The organism is Bradyrhizobium septentrionale, from assembly GCF_011516645.4.
GTDB lineage: Bacteria > Pseudomonadota > Alphaproteobacteria > Rhizobiales > Xanthobacteraceae > Bradyrhizobium > Bradyrhizobium septentrionale.
Map to the genome: position 1 here is coordinate 4,415,181 of NZ_CP088285.1, position 11,766 is coordinate 4,426,946.

Here is an 11,766-nt window from a genome sequence, read left to right on the forward strand (position 1 = left end):
AGCAATGCTGAACGTGATGCGCGAGCAGATCAATCCGCTGTCGCAGCAGACCAGGTCGCTGCCCTACGATGTCGTGGCGCTGGTGCTACAGGGCGGCGGCGCGCTCGGCGCCTACCAGGCCGGCGTCTATCAAGGCCTGCACGAGGCGGGCATCCGGCCGAACTGGCTCGCCGGCATCTCGATCGGCGCGCTCAACGCCGCGATCATCGCCGGCTCGCCCGAGGGAGAGCGCGTCGAGCGGTTGCGCAAATTCTGGGAAGGCATCTGTGCCGCGTCGGTGGAATGGCCGGCCGGCGAGGGGCTCGCCAATGCCCTGCCGTTCGCCTTCGACATGCGATCGGCGCACAATGCGCTGGCGGCGATGCGTGCCTTGCTCCAGGGGCAGCCCGGCTTCTTCAAGCCGCGCTTCCCGCCGCCGTTCCTGTCGCCATTCTCAGGCGCCGCCGCGACAAGCTTCTACGACACCTCCGCATTGCGCCAGACGCTTGAGCAGCTCGTCGACTTCGATCGGCTGAACTCGGGCGAGGTGCGCGTCAGCGTCGGCGCGGTCAACGTGCGCACCGGCAACCTGACCTATTTCGACACCGCCGAGCGCCGGCTCGGACCGAAGCACTTCATGGCGTCGGGCGCGCTGCCGCCGGGCTTTCCAGCGGTCGAGGTCGACGGCGAGCACTATTGGGATGGCGGCGTGGTTTCGAACACGCCCTTGTCCCGCGTGTTGTCGAGCGAGCCGCGCGATACGCTGACCTTCCAGATCGATCTGTGGTCGGCGAAGGGCCGTGTGCCCAACGACCTGATGGAGGTATCGAGCCGGCAGAAGGACATCCAGTACTCCAGCCGCACCCGCGCCATCACCGATCAGGCGCTGCGAATGCAGAAGATGCGTCAGGCGTTGCAGCGGACGCTCGCACTGCTGCCGGAGAGCGCCAGGCAGGATCCGGAAATTCGCGAGATCGCCGAGATGGCCCGCCATCGCTCCTGCAACATCATTCATCTGATCTACCAGTCCAAGGTCCACGAGCGTCACTCCAAGGACTACGAGTTCGGGCTGAGCGCGATGCGCGCGCACTGGCAAAGCGGGTTGGAGGATATCCGCCGCACGCTGGCGGACCCGAGCCGCCTCGACCGGCCGGCGCCCGAGCGCGGCATCGTCACCCACGACATCCACCGCCGCGACTGAGTTGCGGCGCCTCACATCCTCACAGCATCGAAAGGAAATTGCCATGTTGAAAGGCAAGGTTGCCATCGTCACCGGATCGACCAGCGGCATCGGGCTCGGCATTGCCAGGGAGCTCGCCAGACTGCGCGCAGACATCGTCTTGAACGGTTTTGGTGACGCCAATGAAATCGAGGCGATCCGCAGCGGCATCGAACGCGAGCATGGCGTGCGCGTCAGCTACGACGGCGCCGACATGTCGAAGGAAGATGCCGTGCGCGGCCTGGTCACCGCGACGGTTGCCAAGTTCGGCCGCCTCGATATCGTCGTGAACAATGCCGGCATCCAGTTCACCGCGCCGGTCGAGGAATTTCCGGCCGCCCGCTGGAATGCCATCCTGGCGATCAATTTGTCGGCTGCATTCCACAGCATTGCCGCCGCAGTGCCGCAGATGAAGAAGCAGCGCTGGGGCCGTATCGTCAACATCGCCTCCGCCCACGGCCTCGTCGGGTCGACGCACAAGGCGGCCTATGTCGCGGCCAAGCACGGTCTGATCGGCCTGACCAAGGTGGTAGGCCTGGAGACCGCCGGCAGCGGCGTGACCTGCAATGCGGTTTGTCCCGGCTGGGTGCGCACGCCGCTGGTCGACAAGCAGATCAACGACATCGCCGCGGAGCGCGGCATCAGCCAGCAGGATGCTGCGAGGGATATGCTCGCCGAAAAGCAGCCGTCGCTCGAGTTCGTCTCTCCGGCGCAGCTTGGCGGCACTGTCGCCTTCCTGTGCTCGGGCGCCGCCGACCAGATCACGGGAACCGCGATCTCGGTCGATGGCGGCTGGACGGCGCGGTAGCGCATGGCCATCGCCCATGTCACTGTTCGCCAGAGGCTTGCTCGCCTTCCAAGGGCCGGATGATTCCGCCGATGACGCCATGGAGCTGTCGCGCATGGAGGCGCGACTGCCGGCTTTGCTCAGCGTGATCGCCGGAATGGTCGACTGCACCGGCTTTTTCACGCTGGGCCACATCTTCACGGCTCATGTGACCGGCAACCTCGTGCTGGCAGCGGGCGTTGCCGTCGACGGCGGCTCATTCCATTGGGCGCAGTTGTTGACCATCCCGGTCTTCATGCTGGCGCTGGCAACCGTCTGGCTGATTGCCCGCGCATCACGCTTGCACGGTGCAAGACTGGTGCGGCTATTGCTGCTGGTTCAGTTTCTGATCCTTGCGGCGTTGCTGGCCTTCAGCATCATCGCCAGGCCGTCCTCCGATCCGGCCGGATGGTTGGCGGGCACGGCGGCGATGATGGCGGTGTCCGCCATGGCCTGTCAGTACGCGCTCCTGCGCCTCGCCGTGCGGGGCGCGATCTCGACCGCCGTGATGACCGGCAATCTGGCCAATGCCGTCTTGTCGGTGATGGACTTGCTTTCGGTCCGTCATCCCCTGCTGCCGCGTGATGCGACGCCGTTGAAGCATTCGCTTGGCCGCTTGGCCGGGTTCCTTCTGGGCTGTGTGATCGTCGCGGCGGTGGTTTCGCTGGCCGGAGATTGGACCTGGTCGCTACCCGCGGCACTGGCGTGCGCTGCGATCGCGGTGCGGTAGCGCGGTCAGAAATCTGCGTGGGCGGTCTTGTCCGCCCACGCAGCCCGCGGCAGGCTGTTCAGGTGATCGCGATCGGGCAGCCGTTGCTTCCCGTGGCGCCCTTGATCGGCGCCGGCGCGAAGCAATAGACGAACTGGTACTTCTTGGCGGCGATCAGCTCGTCGAAGATCAGGTTCTCGTGGTTATGGATGCCGTGCTTGGTCTGCAACTCGGCATGCACCGCGAAGGCGAGCGATTTGTCGGGATTGGGCACCACCTCGACCGCCCAGGTGTCGGCACCGGTCAAGGCGAGGTCCTTCTCGACCACCCACTTCGCGGCGTCGAGACCGATGCCCGGCTCGCCACTGTTGAAGCGGTCATTGTTCTTCATCCACAGCGAGCCCCAGCCGGTGTGGAACATGATCGCGTCGCCGGGCTTGATGTCGCTCTCATTGATGTTCTGCTTCTGCAGCGCCGCCTTGATGTCGGCGGTGGTGATCTCCTGGCCGGCGTCCATCATCCCGCCCTTGAGCGCGACCATGTCGACGAGATGCGCGCGGGTGAACAGCGGCTTGAGCTTCTCGACGCCGAGCTTCTTGAGACCGTAGGCGTCGCTGATCTCGAGCGCAGTGTGGCCGTTGTAGAAACGCATCTCGCTCTTGTCGCCGTCCTTGCCGAGCTGGATGCCAATGTGGCCGAGACCGTCGAACTGCGTACCGGTCTGGCCGATCTCGGTGGAGAGGAATTCGTCGTGGTAGACCAGCTTGTTGTCGCCGAACGGGCCGCCGGTCGGGCCGCCCGGGATGCGCAGCGTGAACGCACGCGGCCCGAACAGCGGCATGCCGCCCTCGTAGACGCGGCCGATCTTGTAGATCTTGCCGTCCTTGATCCATTTCGCCGTGTCGAGCACCTTCTCCGGCGTGATGTGGTTGGATGCACCGGCCTCGTCGTCCGCGCCCCATTTCGAGGGCCACCACGGCTTGTCGGTGCCCTTCGGCATCGCGGTCGGGGTTTGCGCCTGGGCTGCGGTGATCGGTGCAAGCGAGAACTTGCCATGCATCGCGCCGGCAAGCGTTGCACCTGCTGCGCCGGCAAGGCCCGCCGTGCGCAACAGGGTCCGGCGATCGGTCGTGACCGGCCCGTTGTTCGGTTCGTCGCTCCTGACGTCGTCGTCCATGCTTTCCCTCCCAGGTTGCGCCCGCGGTTTCGGGCTTGAAATTTGTTTTCGGCATGCTCCTCCTCGGTTAGGCTGTTGTCCAGCGACAAAACGATGACGGTGGGACGCGTATCGATGAGCCTGTTCGAGAACGACAAGTCCGCCGATCGGCTGCCGGTGTCGGTCATCACCGGCTTTCTCGGCAGCGGCAAGACGACGCTGCTCAACCATCTGTTGCGTCACGAGGCGATGAGCGACAGCGCCGTCGTGATCAACGAATATGGCGAGGTCGCGCTCGATCATCTGCTCGTCGAACGCGTCGATGGCGAGGTTGCCGTGCTCGCGAGCGGTTGTATTTGCTGCACAATCCGCAGCGATCTCGAGGAGACGCTGCGCGCGCTGCTGGTGCGGCGCGATCGCGGCGAGGTGCCGCCGTTCCGGCGGATTTTGGTCGAGACCACGGGGCTGGCCGATCCCGCGCCGATCGTGCAGCTCCTGCTCAACAATCCGCTGGTGTCGCATTTCCTGCGGCTCGATGCGGTCGTGACGACGGTCGATGCTGCCAACGCCGACCGCCAGCTCGATCGGCAATATGAAGCAGTGAAACAGGTGGCGCTGGCCGACCGTCTGCTGATCACCAAAGGCGATTTGGTCAATGACATTGACGCATTGGAGGCGCGGCTCCACCGCCTTAATCCGGCGGCGAGGATCGAGCGCGTGGCGCACGGCGAGATCGATCCCTCCAGGCTATTCGGTGCTGCCCTGGTCGATCCCGAAAAGAAGACGGCTGACGTCGAGCGCTGGCTCAACGAGCAAGCCTTTGCGGGACCTTGCGAGGAAGGGCATGGGCACGCCGCACATGATCATCACGATCACGACGGCCATCACAGCCATGATGCCGCGATCACGAGCTTTGTGCTCGCGTTCGACGCGCCGCTCGACTGGATGGCGGTTTCACAGTGGCTCGCCTATCTGCGCAACGCGCGCGGCGAGGATTTGTTGCGGGTCAAGGGCATCCTCAACCTGCATGGCGAGGCGGCGCCGGTCGCGATCCACGGCGTGCACCATATCTTCCACCCGCCGGTCGCGCTCGCCAAATGGCCCGATGCCGATCGCCGCTCGCGCATCGTGTTCATCACCCGCGGCATCACGCGCCACGAGGTGATGGCGCTGTGGGAAGCGGGCCGCGTGCCGGCGTGAGGCTCCGCCGGTCGCGTGCCGCGCAGCGGAACACGATTTGGAACGATCCTTAGAATCGGTCGAAAAAATCCGAGGCGCATTGTCGCGGTTTTACTGCGCACGCGTTGCGAGCCCGCAACACGATCAACGATAAGTCCAACACTGGACGAGTTCTAATTCCCAAGCGGCCGTACGCATCCTTCGTCGTGGTAGTGACGGCGAGGCAAAGCGTACCTGGAATTAGGCGACGGAAATTGACTGCGACCACCACTTCCCTGCGGCGATGGGGCGCCGTCCACAAATGGACCAGCCTGATCTGCACACTGTTCATGCTGCTGTTGTGCATCACCGGCCTGCCGCTGATCTTCCATGAAGAGATCGATGATCTCCTGCACAACCAGGTCAAGCCGGCCGAGGTGTCGGCAGGCACGCCGCCGGCCAATCTTGACCATCTGCTTGGCAACGCGCTGGCGCGGGCGCCGGGCAAGGTGCCGCACTTCCTGATCTGGGATCGCGACGAACCCGGCGCGATGTGGGTCAGTGTCGGTCCGACGATCGATGCCGATCCGACCAACAACCTCTTGATCCGGATGGACACGCATAGCGGCGCCTATCTCGATTCCCCCGATGTGACCGGCCGCTTCACCTACATCATGCTGAAGCTGCACACCGACATGTTCGCGGGCTTGCCCGGAAAGCTGTTCCTCGGATTGATGGGGATCCTGTTCTGCATCGCGATCGTTTCCGGCATCGTGGTCTATGCGCCATCGATGCGGAAGCTGCGTTTCGGCGCCTATCGTGCGCAGCGCACCCGCGTCGTGCGCTGGCTCGACGTCCACAATCTCGCCGGCATCCTGCTGGTCGCCTGGACGCTGGTCGTCGGCTTCACCGGGGTCATCAACACCTGGGCCGATCTGGTCGTGAAGATGTGGCAATTCGGCCAGCTCGCCGAAATGACCGCGCAGTATCGCGACCGGCCGGTGCCGTCGAAACTGACCTCGCTGAATGCGGCGGTTGAGGTGGCCAAGCATGCGGTGCCCGGAATGACGCCGAGCTTCGTCGCGTTCCCAGGCACGACCTTCAGCAGCAAGAGCCATTACGCGGTCTTCCTGCGCGGCGATACGCCGCTGACCTCACGACTGCTGAAGCCGGCGCTGATCGATGCGGAAACCGGCAAGCCGACCGACAGCCGCGACATGCCCTGGTATGTGACGACGCTGTTCGTCTCGCAGCCGCTGCATTTCGGCGACTATGGCGGCATGCCGCTCAAGATCGTCTGGGCGCTGCTCGATGTCCTGACCATCTTCATCCTCGTGACCGGCGTCTATCTGTGGTGGCGCCGCCGCAAGGCGGGCGTGAGCCAGGAGCGCGCCATCGGCAACGCCGCCTCCATCGACAACCCCGCATTGTCGTCCTGATATCAGCATGGTCTCACGTCGTTCATTGACCCAGATCTTTGCCGCGCCGCTTGTCATCGCAATCGTGAGCACGGTGGGCTTGATCAGCGCGCTTGTCGGCGACGGTGTGTGGGATGCCGTCTCCTGGGTGGGGCTGGGCCTGCCGGTGTTGCTGTATCTGGTGTTCATCTGGCGGCGCCAGCCGAATTGATCAGGCTCGGCCTGATCGCTGCTCGAAGCGATGGGCGGCCAAGTTCAATCGGAATATGCGCATCTCTGTGGTGTTCTCAACCGCCGAGATGTGTAAGAAATCCAAAAAGCAATCGCCACCGCGCAAGTGCCTGGCCTGCGGCGTCGCGCCGGTGAAAGCGCCACAGATCATCTGCCACGGTTGCGTCGGTACGGCCGCCGCGATCGAGGCGGTCCGTAAATCCAGGGTCGCGCCGGCCTCGGCCAAGAAGCGCAGGACAGCATCGGACCGACGCTCACCGAAAAAACGGCGGCTTCATCCGCGGCAGCCAGGCACGTAGTCAAAGATCAGTTAGCGGGATCGCGCTCCCGGTCCGCGTAGACGTCAGGCGTCTCCAGATATGGGGATACCAAGGCAGCGATGGCGCCGCTCGTTATGGCCGCATCAGCGAGGTTGAATATGGCGAACGACCAATCTTTATAAGAAACGTGAACGAAGTCGATCACCGAACCGATTCGGGCGCGATCCAACATATTGCCGAGCGCCCCGCCAATGATCAGAGTGAGGCCAATTGCCAGGACTGGCTTGCCGGAAGGTACGCGAGCGAGCCACCAACCGAGCAGCCCAGAGGCTAGAGCAGACAGGCCGACCAGCGGCCAGCGCTGTGCATCGTCCACAAACCGGAGGAAGCTGAACGAGATGCCCTTGTTGTAAGACAACACGAACTCGACCGACGGCAATATGACCATCGAGCGGTCGGGTTGCAGCAAACTGACAACAAGCTGCTTCGTGGCTTGATCCAGCCCCACGATGAGAACGATCAACCAGGCCCAGTGGAGGCTGACGTGTGACGGCTTGTGAGGCATGCTCAAATTGTCCGGCCTGATGGGCAGTCGAACCATACGGACCTCGCCTGGAAAGCAACAGCCATCCTGCGAAGGTCCGGGGTGTTGTATTTAACCGGACGCCCGTGTTTCAAGCTTCCGAACCGGATACCAAATCATGCGCTCGTGAGACGACGCTCTAGATCAGCGCCTCCGCGCGCAGCGGCGTCTCGATCTCGCCGAGCACGCGCGCCAGCCGGTCGGCCCACGCCGTCTCGCCGGCTTGGTCGGAGATCAGGTCCTGGCGGATCTCGATGCCGGAATTCATCAGGCCGCGCTTCTCGCCATGCGCCGGGATCGTGTAATCGGTCTCGTCGCTGACTGCATAGGGCTCATTGTCGCCAACCACGAGATCGCCCTCGCTACGCAGCTGCTTCAACAGAAGCGGCGGCAGTACCGTGTCGCGATGGTAGAGCGTGCCGATGTGCCAGGGACGGGCGATGCCGGCGTAGACTGGCGTGAAGCTGTGCAGCGACACCAGCAATGTCGGCACGCCCTGACGCGCACGCGCGTCGATGATCTCGTCGATGCGCCGGTGATAGGGATCGAAGATTTGCGCGCGGCGCATCTCGGCGGCCTCGCGCGACAGGCCCTCATTGCCCGGCACGGTGGTGGCCTCGCTGATCAGCGGGATCGCGCTTGCGACATGCGGCGGACGGTTGCAGTCGATCACGAGCCGCGAATAGCGCTGCGCGATCAGATGCGCATCGAGCCGGTCGGAGAGCTGGGTCGCGACGCCGGCGATGCCGATATCCCAGGCGATGTGCCGCACGAGCTCGTTTTCGGGCAGGCCGAGATCGCCGAGCGGGGAGGGAATCAGCCTGCCGTAATGATCGCAGGTGAACAGGAACGGCGAGCGGCCGGCGGCATTATGTTCAAGAACCGGTGAAACGTCGGTGCTTGCGAGCAGGAACGATGGATCACCGCCGTAATTCAAGGGCCTTTTCCTCAACTTTGCCTATTGAAGGGGCATGCTGGTCTGGAATCGAGCAGCATTCTCTATAGATTAAGCGGTCCGAAATCACGATGATTGTTTGAAGATGCCGCTGCTGACTATTCATCACAAGACCGTATATCGCTACGCGCGCCCGGTGGCGTTCGGCGAACACCGCATCATGCTGCGTCCCCGCGACGGTCACGATCTGCGCGTGCTCGACAGTGCGCTTGTGATCGATCCGCAGCCGATGTCGCTGCGCTGGATTCACGACGTGTTCGGCAACAGTACGGCGATCGCCGCCTTCGACGAGCGCGCCGACACGCTGACATTCGTCTCGACCGCGACGGTGGAGCACAATCCGGCCGACACATTCGCGCTGACGCCTGACGACGCCGCCTACTTCTATCCGTTTCTCTACGACGATGAGGAATTCCCCGATCTGCAGCAGTTCGTCACGCCGCAATATGGCGACCCGAACGGCGAGCTTTCGGCCTGGGCGCGGCGCTTCCTGGATGTCGAGGCTCCGACGCCGACTTTCAATATCCTGAGCGGCATGACCCATGGTATCCGCGAGAGCTTTAGCTATCGCAAGCGCCACGAACATGGCACCCAGCATCCGCTCGACACGCTGCAGACGAAGTCCGGCACCTGTCGCGACTATGCGCTGTTGATGATCGAGGCGCTGCGCCGGCTCGGCTTCGCCGCGCGCTTCGTCTCCGGCTATCTCGCGATGCCCACAGACAGCGCGCATGGCTATGTCGGTGGAGGCTCGACCCATGCATGGGTGCAGGTCTATCTGCCGAGCGCCGGCTGGATCGAGTTTGATCCGACCAACGGCATCGTCGGCACGCGCGATCTGATCCGCGTCGCGGTGGCGCGCGATCCGCGCCAGGCGGTCCCGCTGCACGGGGTCTATCTTGGCCCGCCTGACGCCTTTCAGCGCATGGACGTCGACATCACGGTCGTATCGGTCGGTGAGGACGCGGCAGAACGGGAGACAGTCTGACGATGCAGATCAGGGTCGGCTTCGAGATCACCTACACGGCTCCGCAGCCGACGCCAATGGTGATGATGCTGTCGATCCATCCGTCGCGCTACGCGGACATCGTCGGCACCGAGCAGATCGTGACCGAGCCAGACGTGCCGTTCGGCCTGTATCGCGACGGCTTTGGCAATGTCTGTGGGCGTCTGGTCGCGCCCGCCGGTGGCGTCACCTTTCGTGGCAGCGCGCTGGTGCGCGATTCCGGGCTGGCTGACGTCGTCAATCCGGCGGCGCAGCAGGTCTCGATCGAGCAGCTGCCTGACGACATGCTGCTTTACCTGATGCCGAGCCGCTATTGCGAGACCGACAAGCTGACCGACATCGCCTGGTCGCTGTTCGGCAACACACAGCCCGGCTGGGCGCGGGTGCAGGCGATCACCGATTTCGTGCATCGCCACGTGACGTTCGGCTACGAGCACGCCCATCACATGAAGTCGGCGCATGATGTCTATGAAAGCCGCGCCGGCGTCTGCCGCGACTTCGCGCATCTGGCGCTCACCTTCTGCCGCTGCATGGGCATTCCGGCGCGTTACTGCACCGGTTATCTCGGTGACATCGGCGTGCCAAAGGATCCCGCGCCGATGGATTTCTCCGGCTGGTTCGAGGTCTATCTGTCGGGCCAGTGGTACACCTTCGATGCCCGCCACAACACGCCGCGGATCGGCCGCATCCTGATGGCGACCGGCCGCGACGCCGCCGACGTAGCCCTCACCACGAGCTTTGGCCGCATGACGCTGGCGAAGTTCGTCGTGGTGACGGATGAGGTGGCGGCGGCTTGATGTAGAGCCGTCACCCTGTGAGGAGCGCGAAGCGCGTCTCGAAGGGTCGACGGCCACCAGCCGGGCCGTGCATCCTTCGAGACGCTCGTTCCGCGCTCCTCAGGATGACGGGAGATCGCCAGCGAGCAATCCATTTCGTGGCACGATGGATTGCTTCGCTTCGCTCGCAATGACATAGAACCCACATGATCTCCGACCTCCTCTTCGTCTACGGCACCCTGATGCGCGGCTTCGACCATCCGATGGCGAAGCTGCTCGCGGGCAATGCCGAATTCCTTGGGCCGGCGCAGTGTTGCGGCCGGCTCTATCTGGTGAAGCATTATCCGGGCCTTGTGGCATCGGACGATCCGGCCGACATCGTGCACGGCGAATTGTTCCGCTTGCGTGAGCGCGAGGCCATGCTGCGCGAGTTCGACATGTACGAGGCCTGCGGCGAAGGATTTCCGCCGCCGACCGAATATGTCCGCGAGATGCTGAAGGTCACGCGCGCCGACGGTAGCGCGAGCGAGGCGTGGACCTATTTCTACAACTGGCCGGTCAAAGAGCTGCCGCGGATCGCGTCAGGAAAGTTTCTCGAACATTAGCGCTTGTGTCCCGGGCGCACCGCGGCACGAAGTGCCGCTGTGCAGAACCGGGACCCACTTGTGCAACGATCATGGGCCCCGGCTCTGCAGCGCATCACTGCGTGCTGCGCAGCGTCCGGGGCACAAAGGCTCACACTTCCCGCACCACGCGGATGTCGACCTCGCGCTCGACGAAGGTCCATTCCTCGGTTGCGCGCAGCACGCCGACCAGTTCGTCGAACAGGCTGGCATGTTCGGGCGCGAATTCGAACCAGGTCAGGAAATCGAAGGGCATGCCGAGGTCGCGGGCGTGAAACAGCTGGCGGGCGATCGCCGGCAGGAATTTCAGGGTGTCTGCGATGTGGTGCGACTTGTCCTCGAAGATCTTGCGGCGCTCCTCCTGGGTGAGCTCCCACCAGGCAGCCGATTTCCTGATCGGGATCAGCGCCGCATGCGTCGCCTCGCTGCGGCCGAGAGCGGCCTGCACGGCGATGAGCTTCTCGCGCTCCTCCTTCTCGGTGTAGCGCAGATGGCTCGCAACGCCGGCGAGCCGCCAGGAGGTCTGCGCCGGCAACAGCGGCAGCGCGATCGCGTCACTCGAGATCACCGAGAGCGCCTCGACCTTCGGCAAGGTCTCGCCCTTCACCCGCGTGATGGAAGTGACCTTCCAGCCGCCGCTCTGTCCGCCTCTGAACGTCGTGAACATGGTGCTATCCAACCGCGGAAGCGGGGAAGGTTCAAGTTGGCCGAAACGGCTCTCCACCGTGAATTCAGGGGTAGCCCGCTCGACCGGGCCCGACAGACCAGCCTGTGAATAGCCCGGAAAAGCCCCACATTGTTCGTCATGCCGGGCCGTCCCGCTATATGGCTAACCGGTTGTCCGCGATTCGTCGCCCGAGCCCAGAA

The 11,766-nt window shown here is 64.0% G+C and carries 13 protein-coding genes; 9 read left to right on the forward strand and 4 right to left on the reverse strand.

Going from position 1 to position 11,766, the window contains the following annotated elements; genetic code table 11:
* Positions 1-4: 4 nt before the first annotated feature.
* From HAP48_RS22795 to HAP48_RS22805, 3 genes are read left to right on the forward strand one after another with little or no spacing between them, the layout of a single operon-like run.
* Positions 5-1,180, forward strand: a complete 1,176-nt coding sequence (locus tag HAP48_RS22795; RefSeq protein ID WP_166209656.1) for a DUF3734 domain-containing protein — start codon at positions 5-7, stop codon at positions 1,178-1,180.
* Positions 1,181-1,223: 43 nt separating this feature from the next.
* Positions 1,224-2,006 carry a 3-hydroxybutyrate dehydrogenase gene (locus HAP48_RS22800; RefSeq protein ID WP_166209654.1) on the forward strand — a complete coding sequence of 261 codons (783 nt, stop codon included), beginning with the start codon at positions 1,224-1,226 and terminating at the stop codon, positions 2,004-2,006.
* Between the two features lie 16 nt (positions 2,007-2,022).
* Positions 2,023-2,754 (forward strand): DUF1275 family protein, encoded by a 732-nt coding sequence (locus HAP48_RS22805; RefSeq protein WP_166209652.1) that lies wholly within the window; start codon positions 2,023-2,025, stop codon positions 2,752-2,754.
* A 58-nt stretch (positions 2,755-2,812) separates the two neighbouring features.
* On the opposite strand, the gene HAP48_RS22810 is transcribed toward HAP48_RS22805, so the two are convergent.
* Entirely contained in the window at positions 2,813-3,910 is a 1,098-nt protein-coding gene (locus HAP48_RS22810; protein WP_166209650.1) for a cyclase family protein, read from the reverse strand.
* Between the two features lie 93 nt (positions 3,911-4,003).
* Between HAP48_RS22810 and HAP48_RS22815 the strand changes: the two genes are divergently transcribed.
* The 3 genes from HAP48_RS22815 to HAP48_RS22825 all read left to right on the forward strand — a co-directional run bounded on the left by HAP48_RS22815 (position 4,004) and on the right by HAP48_RS22825 (position 6,676).
* Positions 4,004-5,089 carry a CobW family GTP-binding protein gene (locus tag HAP48_RS22815; RefSeq protein WP_224496547.1) on the forward strand — a complete coding sequence of 362 codons (1,086 nt, stop codon included), beginning with the start codon at positions 4,004-4,006 and terminating at the stop codon, positions 5,087-5,089.
* A 233-nt stretch (positions 5,090-5,322) separates the two neighbouring features.
* Entirely contained in the window at positions 5,323-6,486 is a 1,164-nt protein-coding gene (locus HAP48_RS22820) for a PepSY-associated TM helix domain-containing protein (protein WP_166209647.1), read from the forward strand.
* A gap of 25 nt (positions 6,487-6,511) precedes the next feature.
* A complete protein-coding gene (locus HAP48_RS22825) occupies positions 6,512-6,676 on the forward strand; it encodes a hypothetical protein (RefSeq protein ID WP_420869888.1) in 165 nt (54 codons plus the stop codon).
* Positions 6,677-7,002: 326 nt separating this feature from the next.
* Here HAP48_RS22825 and lspA read toward each other — a convergent pair whose 3' ends face one another.
* Together lspA and HAP48_RS22835 are read right to left on the reverse strand one after the other, a co-directional pair.
* A complete protein-coding gene (gene lspA, locus HAP48_RS22830) occupies positions 7,003-7,557 on the reverse strand; it encodes a signal peptidase II (protein ID WP_166209641.1) in 555 nt (184 codons plus the stop codon).
* Positions 7,558-7,678: 121 nt separating this feature from the next.
* A complete protein-coding gene (locus HAP48_RS22835) occupies positions 7,679-8,476 on the reverse strand; it encodes an N-formylglutamate amidohydrolase (protein WP_166209638.1) in 798 nt (265 codons plus the stop codon).
* 103 nt (positions 8,477-8,579) lie between these two features.
* On the opposite strand from HAP48_RS22835, the gene HAP48_RS22840 reads away from it, so the two are divergent.
* From HAP48_RS22840 to HAP48_RS22850, 3 genes are all read left to right on the forward strand, one after another.
* Positions 8,580-9,482 (forward strand): transglutaminase family protein, encoded by a 903-nt coding sequence (locus HAP48_RS22840; protein ID WP_166209635.1) that lies wholly within the window; start codon positions 8,580-8,582, stop codon positions 9,480-9,482.
* Positions 9,483-9,484: 2 nt separating this feature from the next.
* Positions 9,485-10,297 (forward strand): transglutaminase-like domain-containing protein, encoded by an 813-nt coding sequence (locus tag HAP48_RS22845; protein ID WP_166209630.1) that lies wholly within the window; start codon positions 9,485-9,487, stop codon positions 10,295-10,297.
* Positions 10,298-10,482: 185 nt separating this feature from the next.
* Entirely contained in the window at positions 10,483-10,881 is a 399-nt protein-coding gene (locus tag HAP48_RS22850) for a gamma-glutamylcyclotransferase family protein (protein ID WP_166209627.1), read from the forward strand.
* Between the two features lie 130 nt (positions 10,882-11,011).
* Here the strand turns inward: HAP48_RS22850 and HAP48_RS22855 are convergent, their stop codons facing one another.
* Positions 11,012-11,566: a chlorite dismutase family protein gene (locus tag HAP48_RS22855; RefSeq protein ID WP_166209624.1), complete on the reverse strand. Its 555-nt coding sequence runs from the start codon at positions 11,564-11,566 to the stop codon at positions 11,012-11,014.
* Positions 11,567-11,766: the final 200 nt, after the last annotated feature.